The organism is Rhodanobacter sp. B2A1Ga4 (assembly GCF_018101315.1).
Classification (GTDB): domain Bacteria; phylum Pseudomonadota; class Gammaproteobacteria; order Xanthomonadales; family Rhodanobacteraceae; genus Rhodanobacter; species Rhodanobacter thiooxydans_A.
The window spans coordinates 624,703-640,463 of the sequence record NZ_JADBJR010000001.1; the positions used below are offsets into that span (position 1 = coordinate 624,703).

Sequence of the window (15,761 nt, forward strand, 5' to 3'; positions counted from 1 at the left end):
TTACTGGATCCGAATGCGTTTGCCGGACTTGAGCACGGCGGTGAAGTGGTTTTTGAGATAGGCGAGGTAGGTGTCGACCTCGGCCTCGGTTTCCAGATAGGTGCTGGTGGCTAGTGCAGCCGGCCGGATGGTCTGGGAGATTTTCGGGGCCGCTGCGGCAGCGGCCGATGCGGAAGCCGAGGCGGAACTCGTCGACGCTTGGGCCGCACCGCTAGCTGTGGCCGCTTTGCTGGCAGCCTGCGCGACGGTGTGTGCCTTGAGCAAGGTGTCGCGGATCAGATCCATCGCCTCTTCGAGCTTGTCGCCGGCACCGTTGGCCAGAAACTGGATCTCCGGGATGCTGACCGCGTCGGCAATTTTCAGCTTCGTCTGTTGCAGCGGATGCAGCGCAGCATTGCTGAGATCGGCAGTCGCTGATGCCTGCGCCAGGGCCTTGTTGGCCTCATCGATCCGCTGCTCGACGGTGCGCAGCGCTGCTTCGCGCTGGGCCTGCACCAAGGCCTGGTTGCTGGCTTCCAGGGTGGCCAGCAGTGGCTCGATCCGGCTGATGCTGGCGTAGGGCGCCGGCTCTTCGCGGATATGCTGCAGATCCTTCAGCGCGACGCTGGCCTTGGGGTCGGTGGCCAGCACATCCCGGTTGGGCTCGAAACGATTGAGTGTGGCCAGAAAGCGCTGCCAGGTCGGCAACTGGTTGGTGTAGAAGCCGCGGACGTCGTTGAGATCCTCACCGGCATCCAGCCATTCGTCGCGTGACTTGTTGAGCGCCTCGATGAACTCGAATGGATCGCGGATGGCAAGCTGCCGCTCGCAGCGTGCCAGCAAGGCGTCGATGACATCTTTGCCGGGGTAATGCGGTTGTCCGGCAGTGAGCTGCCAGCGTGTCAGGTCTCTTTTCCAGTCACTAAATTTCTCTCGGAAGTCGGCGACCAAGCCGCTTTCCTCTTTGCTGGGCTGCCCCAAAAGCAGCTTTCGATACAGATCTGACGCGCGCGCGATGCTGCCGGCATCGGCTGTCTTGCGCTTGAGGATCGAGATCTGTTTGTGCTGCACCGCCTTGGTCAAAGGATCGAACGCGCTACGCGGATCCAGATCGGAGCCGCCCATGGTGAGCTTTATTTCGCCCGCCATGAACAGGCGGGTGATCAGCAGCACCACTTCCCACTCCGGCTTCCAGCCATAGGGAATGTCGGTGAAGCGATCGACCACGTCGGACAGCAACACGCGATTCTGCGAGGCGGCGAGCTGCAGGTATTGGCGCACCTCGTCGATGGCCTGTGGGTTGCCGTCCTCGCCGCCGAGCGCCAGCTCTTGCTGTCCGACATTGTCGGCGCTGAGCAGCGCGCGAATCTCGGCAATGGGATCGGGCTTGCGGATCTTCAGGTACGGCAGTTTGTTGTAGGTATTGGTGATCAGGTAATTGATCAGCTCATCCAGCAGCGTGGGTGCCGTGGCGGCCTTGGAGCGCACCTGCTGACCCTTGGCGTAGCAGTCACCCTGCACGATCAGCTCGCCGATCTGGGCGACCAGGCGCTGCCGGCGTTCGCGATTTTCGTCTTTGCGCTCAAGCAGAATCTTGCGCAAGGACGGCGGTGCCGCGCTGGCCTTGGGGCTGTCGACGTACTTCTCGATCTGCCGATAGAGGGTCAGCTCGATATCCAGACGGGTTCCCTCGCCCATGCGGATCAGCGCTTTGCCGTTGCCTTCGGCACTGAGCATGATGCAGCGATCCGGCTTGAGGCTTTCGTAGTCGTCACCCAGCGGCGAGCGGATATCCAGGCTCAGCGCATGATTGGCTTGGCGGTACGGCGCGCCATCAAGCAGCCGGTTGAATTCGTAGTCAGCCTTGGTATCGCGGTGGCGCACCTTGGTTTGCCCGCCGAGGATTTCGTCGAAGACGATCTCCGCCAGCAGCTTGGACTTCTCCGCGGCGGATACGTCGACATGGCCGATCTCGCGAGCAATGTCGCGCTCTTCATTGGTGAGGAAGAACCACAGGTCGCCGTTACGGTTGACCAAGCGCTGCTGCTCCAGCCGCTCCAGACTCTGCTGGATCTGCCGCTTGAGCTGCAGCTTGTCGGCATCGATCTGATCAAGGCACAGTGCCGCCAAGTTGTCGATGGACGGCTTGATCACCTCGGCGATATGGCGAATCAGGAACAGCGCCTTCAGCAGGCGAATGTCCTGCTTTTCGAGGGATGGGTTTTGTTCGGCCTGGTCGATGGCGCGCTTTACGGTCGTATCGAGGAAGCTCTCGATCGAGGGATAGAAGTCGTACAGCGGCACCAGCGACTGGATGCTGCGATCGGCATTGATCTTGGCGGCGGACTGGAACGCATCCAGCAGGGAACGCTCGCCGCGTGAAAGGTGCTGACCGGTGGCGCCGACCTTTCGGATGGCCTCGAAGATTTTTTGCAGCAGCTCGAACTGGTATGGCGCGAACGGATAGTTGGCCACGTAGCTGACAGAATCGAGGTAGCCGCGCATGGTCACGGCGTTGCCGTTGAACGATATCTGGTTGTTGATGATGTCGCCCTGCTGCTCGAACACGTTACGCAGCGCCTCATGCGCGGCTTCGGTCTTGGCCAGCAGGCGTGTGCCGATTACTTCGTCGGTATTGGAACTGGCCAACGACAGGCGGGTGTGGAAGCGGCCCTGGATTTTTGAGAAATCCTGTGAGCGCGCCTTGTTGGCTTCGCCGATGGCCGCCTCTATATCTTCCTGACTGGTGACGATGACCCAGGCGCGCCCCTTGCATTGGGTGCCGAGCTGCTCGGCGATGGTTTGCAGATTGAGCATCAGCTGGGTGTTGTTGCCGATGAACTGGCCGACCTCATCGACCAGGAAGATGATGCGATGGTCCTTGCCCTTGGTATCGAGGTACTCGCGCAAGAGCTTGGCGAAGTTCTCGATGTTGATCTTGTAGCTGTCGCGGGATTCGTCGAACCAGCGCTGGGCGGATTCCACTGACATCTTCAACGCCACCGCCAAAGCCTGGGCGATTTCGTCGCGAAGGAAGTCGAACGCATCGCGTTCCGCCGTCCACGAGCCGCCATGGATGCGCGCGAACTCCTGCTGGAATGTGTCGTAGGCGCCCTTGCTGACGAGGTGGCGCTCCATCTCGGCGATGTGCGGCGCATCGCCTGAGAAACCGAGTTTTTCGTTGAACACACGCAGGAACACCTGCAAGACCACATCGCGATCGGACTTGCTATCCGCCTTGGCATCGATATTGAACAGGATGACGTCGGCGCTGCCGCGGGTTGCACGCTGGATGTCCGCCAGCAACAGCGGATCCTTGATCTTGGTTTCGTCGAAGAACTCGGCCGCACGCTTGGTGTTGCCGGAGACCGGGTCGACCGCTTCCTGGTTTTCGAGCAGGTACGACAGGATTTTGATGAAGTGCGATTTACCGGAGCCGAAGAAGCCGGACACCCACACGCCCATGCGGTCGGTGATGACCGAGTTGGTCGGATTGTCACCGGCCGCCAGATAGGCGTCGAAGAAGCGGCGAAAGTAGTCGGCCAACTGCTTGGTGACCACGTATTCGTCCAGTTCCTGCCAGATGCTTTCGGCATCGCGCTGGTCAGCCTTGATCACGCCATTGATTGGGCGGTCAATCGGCTTGCGGAAAAGCTCCCTGATTTTCATGTCTTCAGTCATCCCCTGTGAATCATTCCGCCAGCCGGAAGGCGCGGTAGTAGTGGTCATCGGCCAATGTGTTGAACAGACGCAGCGAGAAGCCGTCGTAGCGCCCGGGATAGAACATCACCACGGGCGTGTGGTTCATGATCGGCTGCAAGGCCGTCAGCAAGGTGTGCGAGCGCAGCATCGGATAGGCCGCTCCTACCCCGGTCAGCAGCAGCATTTCCACCTGTTGAAAGTCGATCTGACTGGCGATGCGTTGGGCGAGCTTGTCTTCCTTCAGCACCGGGCGAAGCGCGGCCAAGGCCGCGTCATTGCCTTTGTCGTTCTGGATCGACAGGACGCGGTCATAGAGCTTTCGGTCTTCCAGCAGGTCGACGATAAGGTCGAAGAGGTTGACAACCGCGGGGCGTAGTACCGGTTGCTGCCTGGCGAGGCCGGGAATCAGGATGTCGGCAATGAAGCCTCGCACCACCATTTCCTGCTCTGCTGGGTAGTCGAAGACCCAGAACCCGATCTCATTGCCCAGCCCCTTGTTGGTGAGGAAGTCCGCCGAGCTGATCTTCGGCAGGATGCGATTGAGGCGTTCGCGGAAATGGTCGCTCATGCGTACAGCTCCATTATCTGCACAAGCCGCCCTTCTCCAACCGCCGCCAGGGCCTGCCGGACATCGGGATGAATATGCGGAGGCAGCAGCCGAAGCGACCGGGTGCTTTCCAGATACCTGGCCTCGGCCAGGATGCGAATGATTACCTGCAACAGCTTCTTTCGTGTCGAGGTACTCCACGTGCCAACGGCGGGATCGCGCGCCGCGCAATCGTGCAGGAAGGGTTCCCACGCGTTGACCGAAAGGGAACGCTCCAACCGTCGGACGTGATCGGCCACGACCTCGCGCAGGAAGTCCTTGAGTAGTTCGCTGTGCTTGACTGCGGCGGCGAACAACAGCTGGGTGGCGATTTCCTTGTCGCCATCTTTGATCGACTTCCATACGGACGAGTCGATGGACTCCAATCGAAAACGGATCAGTCTTGCCTGTCGTATCGCAGTGGCCGGCGATGACTTCTGCAGCACGTTGTCCACGCGCAGCGCTTGCTCCCAGGCGGAATCGTCGGGATGTTGAAGTAATAGCCCAGCGATGACCCTGCTCTCAGGGAGCATCAATGATCCGGCGGATAAATCGGCTTGATACTGCTTCAAAACGTGCGTCCAGTGAGAATCGATTGGGAGCGTTTGTGGATGGGATGAGTCAATCAACATGGTTTCAGCAGGCCTGCTCGACGGGCAACAGCCATTGGGCCAAAGCTGATGGATCGGCTACGGCCAGCTGAAATGATGGTGGCTGCTCTTTGGAGACATCCAGGGACGCGCGCAAATCGTGAATCAGGTAAGGCAGCAAGGCTCCACGTTCGGTAATACCGCGCGTGGAAGCTCCCTTGAAATACTCATCCTGCACGAGGCGTTGCTGCTCCCTGGATAGTTCAGGATGCGCGACAAGTCGAAGATCCACGAAAGTTTGCCAAGCGATATCCAGCGCGGGATCAGCTTGTGCTGGCCTCTCCGCATCCAACGGGCGCACGTCATGAATGCGACCTAGACTGAAATCTCGAAACGCCAAAACTTGTGCGCACCAGGCGCGCACGTGCCAGCGGCGACCGGCTTGTACCAATGCATGTGGCCAAATTTCGCGACTGTTTCGACCGGGTTTGCGCATGGAGCCATGTGTGATGTTCACGCCACTGTTGTCCTCACACGCTCGGTGCAGCAGCGAGAACAGCGCCGACTCGATGTCACCGAGATCCATATGCACACGGACGACGGGCTCGGTGCCGGCACGGGTGCGATCAACGAGGGCGAGGTACTCCTCTACCGTGCCATCTGTGAGGACAGCTTTGATGGAAGGCGTGGCCAAATAGCTCTTCGTGGACGCCTCATACTCGGTCGCCCCGGGGTTGAGTTCCCGATAGGCGGCGACCAGCCGGCTGGCGGTGGTGAAGTGAATGCCCAACATGGCGCGAAGCCGGGCATTGCGCACCCGCCCCTCCCAGAGCAGCAACAGCTCCACGACGCGCAAACCCGCATCGGTATTGAGTCGGGATTCCCCCAAGGCATTCCTCCTGTCGACCTCCAGATCATAGCGTATAAGCTATGATCGACAAATCGCTAAATAGACGTGCTCCGCACCTCTGCTACCTTATGTAAGCAAGTGCAGACATCATCAGGATTCCCTCGAAGCGTGGCCAACCGTATTGGAGTACTCCGCCAAGCGCGGGGCCTATCACTTGAAGCGCTGGCTATAGAAGCTGGGACGACAAACCAGCAGATCAGTCTTCTTGAAAGTGGCAAGCGCCGGCTGACGGTAGACTGGTTGGTTCGCCTTTCGAAAGCACTCACTTGCCATCCATGGGAGCTAGTCGCCGAGGATCTGCCAGAACCCCTAGCCCCCGCAGAGATACGCCTGCTGGAGCGGTTTCGCGGCCTAACGAGTACTCAAAAAAATGGACTGCTGGCGTTCTTGAATACAGATACAGAGGCGGTCGCCCGCCCCGCCCGTCGTAAACAGCCATGACAGAGTAGTTTTCTTCTCATGTGTTGGAATTTCTTGACTTTATCCAACATTTTGCCTAATGATTGCCATTCTCCACGGCATTGGGACTCGTCCCAGGCGCGAATATGGGCTGGCGGGGACACGCATCGCACCATGGTGACAACGAGCGACCCACTCAGGTCGCCCAGTACGTCCGCATGTCCACAGATCATCAGCGCTACTCCACCGAGAACCAGCGCGACACCATCAGCAAATACGCGACCCAGCACGGGATGGCTATTGTCCGGACCTATGCCGACGAGGGTAAGAGCGGGCTGAGCCTGGAGGGGCGCAATGCGCTGAAGCAGCTGATCGACGATGTCGAATCCGGCTCCCCCGGATTTGGTGGCATCCTCGTCTACGACATCAGCCGCTGGGGACGCTTCCAGGACGCGGACGAGAGCGCCTACTACGAGTATCTGTGCCGGCGCGCCGGCATCCAGGTGTTCTATTGTGCTGAGCCCTTCGAGAACGATGGCAGCCCGATGGCGACCATCATGAAGAGCGTCAAGCGCGCCATGGCGGGCGAGTACAGCCGTGAATTGTCGAACAAGGTCTTCCAGGGACAATGCCGCCTGATCGAATTGGGTTTTCGCCAGGGCGGCACCGCGGGTTATGGTCTTCGGCGCATGTTGCTGGATGAAAACCGGATGCCAAAGGGGCACCTTCGGCTCGGGGAAAAGAAGAGCCTGCAGACCGATCGCGTGGTACTCGTGCCAGGTCCCGAAGACGAAGTCGCCACGGTTCGATACATATATAAAGAGTTCCTGGAGTCCGCGCTATCGTCCCGATGTCGTGGCGAGGGATTCCGAAGGCGATCTGCTGATTGAGATACGAGTCACGCACGCCGTCGGCGATCAGAAGACCCGTAACGTCCAGTCCGATGGTCACCGTATGGTGGAAATTGACCTATCGAGGATCACAGCCGATCAGGCAGAAGATCCTGATCTATTTGAGCGCCTTGTGCTGAACACGGCCAGCAACCGAATCTGGATTTCCCATCCGCAGGCTTCGGAGGCATGGCGACGCTCCCGCGACGAGCTCAAAGCGATGATCGGTGCCAAGAATAAGGTCATCGCGGTTGACCGGGCCTCTCGCCAAAGGCTTCGCGAAGAAAATGATGCGCAAAGACAAGCCATGACTACTCGCAAGGAGCGGTATCGCCAAGAGTGTCGCCAGCCTCACCTGGCAGCTCTGGCGACATTGGAAAAGAAAACCTCGAAGAGCGTGATCGAGGCGAAGTACCTAGAACTGCTGAGGCGTGACCGGTCCAGTGCTGACGTGGCTGTCAGTCTAGTCACCGAAGATGCAGCCCGGTCGTATCTACATGTCGTACCGGATTTGGGTTGGGTGTACGACGCGCATCCATACCTCTGGCAGGCCGGCGCATACTTACGCTTCATTGAGGGGAAGCTGCCGGGTCAAACATTTGAACAAGCGGTGCTCGGCCGTTGGGTCAGAGCCACCTACGGTGCAGACGAATCGTTGTGGTCGCTTTTCCGCGCGCAGTGGGTTGCACGGGACGAGGCCCTGAAGCGGGGCCATCGCATGCGCCTGCCGTGGGCGTGGTTTTTCAATCGTGAGGAGAACAACCGTATCCCCAATTTCTTCGAACCCATCGACGAGTTCGTGGGCAAGATGATGCGTTGCGGTGTGCTGACGCGAGCTCCGAATCGACGGGGGTGGCTGACCATTTGCGAACCGCCGAAGAGCCGGGCAGACCCTATTTCGTCGCTCGTGTCCCAGCCGGCTCCATCTCCCTTTTTCCCGACTCCGCACATCGTTTCAGTGACAGCTGTTCCAGATCAGAATTCAGATCCGTTATTTGGCAAAAGCATCTGGCACGAGAGTTTTGGCATCGGTGTTGTCATGACGCGGATGGTGCGATCCAGTCCGGTCTACAACGTTCGGTTTGGAGATGACTACTGGCGGAGAATCCTGCTGCGAAGCGATCACCATGACTGGCGGCTGATCGATCGGTTGGCCTGAGAAGAGCCTCTCTTTTGACGATGGCTTTGGCCCTAGCGAAATTTTGCAACAACCTGTTGCAAAAAATCGGTATCACTGCATGATCGGGTCAATAGGTCAGCAGTTTGCTGACCTATTCGGTACGCAGGCGATGGCGCCACGCGCCTCCCTCAGCGAGGTCGCGCCCTTTAAGTGTCCGACGCGCTGGCGGGAGCAGCGCAGTCCCATTCTCAGGTTCCGTAGAACTGAATGCCGTGATGGCAGATCTCGGGCAGCGGGGCATCGGGAGGCACACAGGTCAAGGTGACCGGAAGCGCTGCGGGCGGCACTGTGGAGTTCAACTCCAATGTCGTCAGTTGCACCAGGCGTTCTTCGTTTCCCGACGTCACTACCAAGGTCAGCAACAGGAAAACGTCTGCATCATCGGTTCCGCGGTGTACCTCGAGCAGATAACCGGCGCGTACCGCCGGCTCACGCATGAACAGTTCACGCAGAGCCAAGACCAGCGCATCCGTTGGAACGGTAGGCGGACACACACCTACCGGCTCACCTTGTTGCAACGCGTCCTGAGTAAAGAATCCCAAGGGGCGCCATTCCAAGAGCGCTTTGATCTCGGGCGGATAGAGCGCCACTTGATCGACATTCGGATTCAGCATCAGAGTAGCGCCCTGGGTCAGCTCAAAGAGGCGACGGCCACTCATCGCCACGATGCCCACCTTCCCTGCCGAAGCCATTTCCGCCTGTTCGCGATCACTAAAAAACGGCAGCACTGTCTGGCTGTTGTCGGGCCGGACGAACTGGATGAACCGGATACGATCCGCCGGCACGGGGCCAGCCGGGACATGCGCATACATGGTGCAGGCTAGGAGTGCCTTGAAGAAGGCTTCTTCGACGCGCTTCCCGTCTCCCGGATTGGCCGGCGACCTTGCGGCCTGCAGTAATGTCTGGAGTTGCGGCGTTGTTACCGTTGTCATGGGGATGGACTCGCAGTTAGTCCACGTCCATCAGCAGGCGGCACGAATCAGCAAGGTCTTGGAAATCGATATTCCGACGGAAGCCAACGCGTTCCGTGGCTCCATGTCGGACTTCATCAAGTATCACCTTCCAGCATTCCAAACGCGCTGTTCAAGCAAACAAAATTAATTGCTGTTGACAGCGCGAAGCATGGCCGTGACCGAGCCCACGCCTTCGGTCGAAGGTGATCGCACGCCGCTAGCATGCTTATGATTTAGGGTTGCAAGGAGGCCCGACACTCCCAAGCACACGTAGCGGCGGCATCCTCTGGAATGGGTGTGACCGGTGTGTTGTTCCCCCAACCTTCGCAGGTTGGCGAATGTACGGCCACAGGGGTTCTACGTCTTCTAACAGCGGCACGGGACGCGCAGAAGGCCGGCAGGAACTTCTTTCAACTGAGCTGAAAGAACGGCCGATGATCCAAGGTGGCGTACCTTGCCAAAGCCTAGGATTCGACATTTGCGCACGAAATGCGTCCCAGTCAACCGAAACATGGGCGAGAATCCAGCGTATACCGACCATCATGTCTTCGATGCACTGCAGCAGCAGGTCAACATCAGGCCGCACCCATCCAAGACTGGATACGGATGGTAACGTCGCGTAAAGATCAAGCGCGTACTGGCCGACACGATGAAAGTCAGAACTGGCCGCTGATTCCCTTAGCAAGGTCAGGATCGCCAACAAGCCAAGAAAATCTCCACGCGATGCGAGTGACGCCGAATCGTCCCAAGAATACGAGATCGCCTCGCCTCTAGACGTCGCGGATCCACTTAGACGAGGGAGCACCCAAAGTCGCCCTCCGTCCGGTTGCGCGATGTAGAGGCTCCGCACTGCCCGTCCGGCGGCAGGCGCGCTCATGGTCTTTGGTCCCAGCAGAGCCGCTATAGCGAATATGTATCCTGTCCCTGCGATCTGGCTGTCGACCCGGTGGACGATACCTTCGGAAACGTAGCGTTTTCCTGTTTCCCAGGCGCGCATGAGGCTCGGATTCAAACCATATCCCGTATCGGGTGATGCAAAGCATTCGAATTTGCGGATGAATTCGTTCCGCGTGACCGCCCTCGACACGTTCAATGCGTGGCGATACCAGAGTCTGGTTCCGAGAATGCGTACAGCGGTTCGCATAGATTTTGCGTCACTACCACATTGACGCACTTTAAGCAAGAAAATGTTTCAATGTGCATGGCACAGCGCGAATCATTGCCCTACCGCGGGCCGTTCGAACGAGTTAGCGTCCTTCGAAACCGCGCGACAAGCGGCGACACTCGAAGACATCCCAATCATATGGTGACGAAAGCAGAACGCGAGACGGACCTCCGCAAGCGATTCGGTGATGTGCTGACGCTGTCCGACCTTGCCGCCGTCCTGAGGTATCCGTCGGTCGGCGCGGTCCGGAAAGCCAGGGAGCGCGGACAGCTGCCCGTGGCGCTCGTACAAATGCCGCCACGGCGCGGATGGTTTGCGACCACCGAAGCCGTGGCAGAACTTTTGTGCGCGCTTGAACACAGCCGATGCCATGTCGACGAGGACGAGCAACGAATTCGGACGCCCGAGGAGGACATCGACTCCGCAAAAACACGCTGAGAAGTGCGGGTTTCTGCTTGCATGCACAAGCGGGGCCCAAATAAAAGCCCCTGCGAACAGGGGCTCTCAACTGCATCTTAGTTTGGCGGCTAAGCGCATGTAGGGAATCACGGTTCGCAGGCGGCGTCAAGTGCTTTTTGCCTCTGAAGGCAAAGAGCAAGGCCGCCCTTTGCCTGGAGATTCCCGCATGAACACATCACGCTCTAGCGAAGATCGATATACGGACGCTCTCGCTCGATCCGCCCCCCTGGTCTCTTACTGTCTACGCGCGTTTTCTCGCACCGAATTGAAGTGGAAGGACGTGTACGCGTTCCTGTTCCCAAACAAGCAAGGGAGCTGACGTGACTTCGCCGGCCCTGCACCCCTACACCGCGCGCGAACTCTCTTACCGCGAGGTTAGAGACGAGGATGTCTATACCTTTCATTCGCCAAAACACGCTATGCGCCGGGTTCGGGTAGCGTATATCGCCACCTATATGCTCGCGCTGGTTCTGGAGTTTGATCCTAACGTCGAATGCTATGTAGAGCGCCCGCGCATCCTGAAGTGCGGTGGCGATATCTACGAGTTCGCGTTTTGGTATCGCGAGCGCTCCGGAAGGGAATACCTACCGCTTCTCGTCCCCAACAGTGCCATCGGCCCTGCCCCGTTGGGTCATCGACGGCATCGCCAAGCGGAAAACCTTCTAGCGGCCGCCGAACAAGCGCACCTACCCTTAAAATTTGAATTTGAAACGGAGCTCCTTCAACGCGCTACGGAATTGGCGTCATGGCACCGGCTACTCCCGTCCGTTCAACTTGCCGTCCGGATGCCGCACCGCTTCGAACTGCGACGACGGGTTATGGACGTCGCAAAGAGTCTAGGCCGCGTACGCGCCTCTCAGATCGCCAGCGCACTGGAAGGTTACCCGCAAGGTGATGTCGGCTGCGTGATCGGCGATTTGATCCATGCCGGTTCGCTCAGGATTTCCAAGCAGGTGGTTTTCTCTTGGAACGCCATTTGCGAGGTAGTGCCGTCATGACTACCAACGTGCCACCTATCAGCGAGACCTCAACATATCAAAGGCTCCAGGAAGCGTCCGTACCCGAGGGCATTCGCCCCAAGTACAAGAAAAGAGAGCTCGCACTAGCCGCCGTCTTCAGTGGAGCAAGCATTCAAGAAACTTCAGAGCATTTTGAGGTGGATCGCACCACGCTCACGAGGATGGTACAAATCGCAGCACAGATAGCGCCTGACGGAAAGCCGTATGGATATCGCGTGTGCATTCCGTACCTTCGCGTCCAAAAACCTCAGCACGACACGAATACCATGCCAGCCTCCGCACGAGCTAATGCATTCAACCATCTCTTAGCAACGCTCCCGGAATTGTCCGCACTGATCATCAAATACGTAGGGCGGCTTCCCACTCACAATGAGCCAAGCCCGAAATTTGAAAATCTCTTTCGAGAATTCAAGAAATATCTCAAAAAGAAAGATCTGGCGCTCTTCTATCCCTTGAATTCGCCAGACGAAGGGCGGCGAGCTCTCCTCAACTGGTTAAAGCGCTATCGCAAAGCCCTCAAAGACAGCGAAATGGTTATCAATGAGGATGGCACTTTCACCATCAGCCGGCTCGACCAGGTCTTCTTGCTTCTTCCGCTGGATCGGGTCGAGTTTGATGGACACAAAATCGATAACGATTCGTACGGATACGTCCCGACTCCGGATGGTACATGGCTCGCTAAGAAGCTCAGCGCCATATGGATTCTGGCATCTCTTGACGTCAGCTCCCTATGCGCGTTCCCGCCGCATGTCATTGTTTCCAAATCCTACGATTTCGTGGACGTACTCGAGGCGTTGTCGAATCTCTTGAAGCCTTGGGAAAAGCGCGACCTCATCGTGCCAAATTTGAAATATCCTTCCGGCGCATGGATGCCGACGATGGTCGGCACTTACGACAAAATACTCCGGTTGGCGGGCCTCGCAGTCGATAATGCCTTTTCTCACAACGCGAAGATCACCACGAAAAATTTCGGCGAGCATTTGCTTGGTGTCGTCAATCTTGGCTATCCGGGTGTGCCTGAAGGGCGGCCGAATATCGAAGCGTACTTCAAGCGTATCAAACGTGCGGTGCTGGACTTCATTGCCGGGGGATCTAAGCCTGCAAACAGTCGAGGCGGCGAGAAGGTTCAGGTTTCCGACAAATCAGGAGGCGACTATCCCGTATTCATTGACGCATTGCGGGATCTCGTCGATGTGGAAACTGCGGCTTACAACATCACTCCTCATCCCTCGCTTCAGAACAGGACGCCGAAAGATGTTTTTGAGGCCCATCTCAAAGCAGGCCTATGGACGACTCAATCGGCACATACAGAAGCGCACGCGAGAGAGATCCTCGCCATCCATATGAAGGTGACCATCCGCGGCAATAAGGACAAAGGGGTTCTGCCGTATGTGAAGTCGGACTATGGCAAGTATCGCGCCAAAAGCCTCAATAAGCGCTATGACCTCCTTGGCAAAACCTTCACGGCAACCATCTACGCCGACGAAGCGCATCACATGCATCTTTGGGATACGAACGGAAACCTTTTCGTTCTCCTTCACGGGCTGAGGCCTTGGCGTACGCCGCACACCTTGAAGCAGCGTGTGGAAATCTGCAAGTGCGTCCGAAACGGCCTCCTTACGATTGAGGGCACAGACAATGCTGTGCTCGCCTATCACGACTACGTGCGCGCCAAAGCCGCTGAGCTCCAATGGGCGACGGATGCCTATGTGCGTAACAACCTCCATGGAACACACGCTGCTGCACCTTCCGTCAAGCCGACTCCGTTTTCGCATCTCACCAGTCTGGCCGACTTGAAGCCCCTCGGGGGAGTTGTCGACCTCAGACCACGCAGGAAATCCTTATGACCAACGAATTAGCGCCAAACCATTCAACGGCTTATCCCGTATTAGAAGCCATTGGAACTGCCAGCGTATCCGGTGACGGAACCTTTAATATTTATGGTTGCGGCCGAACGGGCAAGACGCGGTATATGGCCCTCTCCCTGAGTGGTAGATATACATCGTGGAGAAATCTCACATGAGTGACAGCAATAGGCATCCCCTGCTGCGGGAAATCAGGCCCATGATCGTGACAGAGCCCATTAATCGTATAGCCAAGGACAGCAAAAATGCCGTTGAGCGCGGAGATCGCGGACTTCCCATCTACGGTCTTGGTCGATCTGGAAAGACCTGGGCTTTAAATTGCCTTGCCGCGCTTAAGGACTGGCGACCATTTCCCATGGCCTTCTTTACAATGGACTACGGCACACCTGGCAACGCCACCGAAACCTACTTCTCTGCCTCTGTTCTTAGCGCTGACTCTCAAAGAATCATTCATGCAGCCACTGGCGTGGAGGGCATGGCGCGTGCAGGAAACTTGCTGCTGGAGCGTACCAAGCACGGAAAGGAAATCATCGTTGCGTTCGTGATTAATGAGGCCAATCGTTTCACGACTGACGAATTGGATCATCTGGTGACCATCGACAATCAGGTCGAACGGGCAGGAAAAAGGCTCTTTTGCATCCTTAATTATCAAAGTGACGCCATAACCAAGGAAGGACAGTCGATCGAAGATCGGCTTCGATCGCAACACGTTGGCCGATTTTATTCCGCCGCGCACGGTTTCACAGGGCTTCACTGGGGGCCAAAAGAAAATATGGCACCTGATTTCGAAAGCTGCGATGTCACAATGGCCTTGGATGAGTACCAGCATGGAAACTTCGTCCCCGAGACAGCAGCCTGCCCGTGCCTGGCGCATTTCGCCTCCAGTGCTTGGGCACGCGGCTACCGTGTAACTTCTCAGGTAGGTCTTATTCGAGAAGTACATGAAGAACTTCTGACCCAGCATGCTTTACCAATTGATGAGCCATGGCCGATGCAGGCCTTTGACAGATTTGTGTACTACCTCTTTGCGCGCATTGCTGGCCAAGATCTAGGCTTTCGAGAGTTCACCAAAGAACAAGTGCTGGCGGCTCTTGTCTGGAGCGGATTACTCGAACTTCTACAATCCTATTATCCGGTGCGTTAATCATGATCACAACCAACTTGGGTTGCACTGACTTGGTCGGCGGAGACATGCGAGACGTGCCTGGAATATCGCTATTTGGTGCGTTCGCTCGCATTGTTCGTCTTAACCATATTCCGTCATCGGGGTTCTTTTCCGGACTCTCGCTGCGAAATCGGCATGCCGTTGATTTGTCATTCCGACTAACGTTTGGCTCCTGTCGCCGTTCTGTCGCAACATCTATCGGGGTCAACACGGGGGCCTCGCTGCGCTTCTCGGATTGGTTACCGTTCGAATGCGATGAGAACGTCTTTGAGCAGGATTGGTCATTTCGCTTCTGTCCGGTTTGTTTACGTCACGGATTTCATTCTTACCTTCAACAGCTCCCGTGGGTAACGCGATGTCCTTGGCATCGGTGCAGGCTTCGAACGACGTGCAGTATTTGCGATGCCCCTCTTTCGCTGACCAGCGGGTCGGACAAGCCCTTGCTGGTGTGCCGAAATGGGCATGACCATTTCGATGAAATTTCTACTTGCATTAATACTTTTTGCCCTGACGGCATGGCTTCGGTATTCCTGGAGCACTATCTCGATTGGGCTGCGGAAGAGAAGCTTCAGTGGAAACTCCTACCACCTGAGGCACGCACCACCAATGTGCAGGCATTGGCTTCGGCCATCAAGCTGCCACCATCATGGCGTGAATGCTGCGGGACGCATTCCGAAAATGCGATTGTGGCTCGCAGTAGAACATTCATGACCTGCCCCCAAAGACCCGGGGACCTTTCCGATGTACCCTCTTCGTTCGCAAAGGTCTCCGCGCTTCAGAAAAGGGTTCTGGGGATAGAACTGCCGAGAGCCTACGTGTCAGGCTTTGTAAAGATAGCCTGCGATCTTGCGGAGGAACTCCCACCCGAAAGCCTCACTGATTCAGAGATTCACCTTTTC

Annotated in this window: 11 protein-coding genes; 6 read left to right on the forward strand and 5 right to left on the reverse strand. The window is 57.3% G+C overall.

The genetic code is table 11. The annotated features are described in order from the left end of the window. From brxC to IMW82_RS02815, 4 genes are read right to left on the reverse strand one after another with little or no spacing between them, the layout of a single operon-like run. A complete protein-coding gene (brxC, locus tag IMW82_RS02800; protein ID WP_345777112.1) occupies positions 1-3,708 on the reverse strand; it encodes a BREX system P-loop protein BrxC in 3,708 nt (1,235 codons plus the stop codon). Next, positions 3,671-4,249, reverse strand: a complete 579-nt coding sequence (locus IMW82_RS02805; protein ID WP_211003809.1) for a DUF1788 domain-containing protein — start codon at positions 4,247-4,249, stop codon at positions 3,671-3,673. The genes brxC and IMW82_RS02805 overlap by 38 nt, the downstream gene beginning before the upstream one ends. After that, positions 4,246-4,899 carry a DUF1819 family protein gene (locus IMW82_RS02810; RefSeq protein ID WP_280518333.1) on the reverse strand — a complete coding sequence of 218 codons (654 nt, stop codon included), beginning with the start codon at positions 4,897-4,899 and terminating at the stop codon, positions 4,246-4,248. The genes IMW82_RS02805 and IMW82_RS02810 overlap by 4 nt, the downstream gene beginning before the upstream one ends. A 4-nt stretch (positions 4,900-4,903) precedes the next feature. Beyond that, a complete protein-coding gene (locus IMW82_RS02815) occupies positions 4,904-5,746 on the reverse strand; it encodes a WYL domain-containing protein (protein ID WP_211003811.1) in 843 nt (280 codons plus the stop codon). Positions 5,747-6,312: 566 nt separating this feature from the next. Between IMW82_RS02815 and IMW82_RS02825 the strand changes: the two genes are divergently transcribed. Both IMW82_RS02825 and IMW82_RS02830 read left to right on the forward strand, forming a co-directional pair. Beyond that, a complete protein-coding gene (locus IMW82_RS02825; RefSeq protein WP_280518334.1) occupies positions 6,313-7,056 on the forward strand; it encodes a recombinase family protein in 744 nt (247 codons plus the stop codon). Then, positions 7,022-8,215: a hypothetical protein gene (locus IMW82_RS02830; protein WP_211003814.1), complete on the forward strand. Its 1,194-nt coding sequence runs from the start codon at positions 7,022-7,024 to the stop codon at positions 8,213-8,215. The genes IMW82_RS02825 and IMW82_RS02830 overlap by 35 nt, the downstream gene beginning before the upstream one ends. A 209-nt stretch (positions 8,216-8,424) precedes the next feature. Here IMW82_RS02830 and IMW82_RS02835 read toward each other — a convergent pair whose 3' ends face one another. Next, positions 8,425-9,168 carry an SseB family protein gene (locus IMW82_RS02835; RefSeq protein ID WP_211003815.1) on the reverse strand — a complete coding sequence of 248 codons (744 nt, stop codon included), beginning with the start codon at positions 9,166-9,168 and terminating at the stop codon, positions 8,425-8,427. Positions 9,169-10,390: 1,222 nt separating this feature from the next. Here IMW82_RS02835 and IMW82_RS02840 point away from each other — a divergent pair. From IMW82_RS02840 to IMW82_RS02855, 4 genes are all read left to right on the forward strand, one after another. Next, positions 10,391-10,792, forward strand: coding sequence for a hypothetical protein (locus tag IMW82_RS02840; protein WP_211003816.1), 402 nt, complete (start codon positions 10,391-10,393; stop codon positions 10,790-10,792). A 341-nt stretch (positions 10,793-11,133) separates the two neighbouring features. Then, complete coding sequence (locus IMW82_RS02845) at positions 11,134-11,811, forward strand: hypothetical protein (protein WP_211003817.1); 678 nt, start codon at positions 11,134-11,136, stop codon at positions 11,809-11,811. After that, the gene (locus IMW82_RS02850) at positions 11,808-13,679 is read left to right on the forward strand and encodes a hypothetical protein (protein WP_211003818.1); all 1,872 of its coding nucleotides are present in this window, start codon (positions 11,808-11,810) and stop codon (positions 13,677-13,679) included. The genes IMW82_RS02845 and IMW82_RS02850 overlap by 4 nt, the downstream gene beginning before the upstream one ends. 172 nt (positions 13,680-13,851) lie before the next feature. After that, complete coding sequence (locus tag IMW82_RS02855) at positions 13,852-14,841, forward strand: hypothetical protein (RefSeq protein WP_211003819.1); 990 nt, start codon at positions 13,852-13,854, stop codon at positions 14,839-14,841. Positions 14,842-15,761 lie beyond the last annotated feature (920 nt).

Coding starts and splice junctions, on each gene's coding strand:
- brxC (WP_345777112.1), bottom strand. CDS start 3,708: ATGACCACTACTACCGCGCCTTCCGGCTGGCGGAATGATTCACAGGGG.
- IMW82_RS02805 (WP_211003809.1), bottom strand. CDS start 4,249: ATGAGCGACCATTTCCGCGAACGCCTCAATCGCATCCTGCCGAAGATC.
- IMW82_RS02810 (WP_280518333.1), bottom strand. CDS start 4,899: ATGTTGATTGACTCATCCCATCCACAAACGCTCCCAATCGATTCTCAC.
- IMW82_RS02825 (WP_280518334.1), top strand. CDS start 6,313: ATGGGCTGGCGGGGACACGCATCGCACCATGGTGACAACGAGCGACCC.
- IMW82_RS02835 (WP_211003815.1), bottom strand. CDS start 9,168: ATGACAACGGTAACAACGCCGCAACTCCAGACATTACTGCAGGCCGCA.
- IMW82_RS02840 (WP_211003816.1), top strand. CDS start 10,391: ATGGCACAGCGCGAATCATTGCCCTACCGCGGGCCGTTCGAACGAGTT.
- IMW82_RS02850 (WP_211003818.1), top strand. CDS start 11,808: ATGACTACCAACGTGCCACCTATCAGCGAGACCTCAACATATCAAAGG.
- IMW82_RS02855 (WP_211003819.1), top strand. CDS start 13,852: ATGAGTGACAGCAATAGGCATCCCCTGCTGCGGGAAATCAGGCCCATG.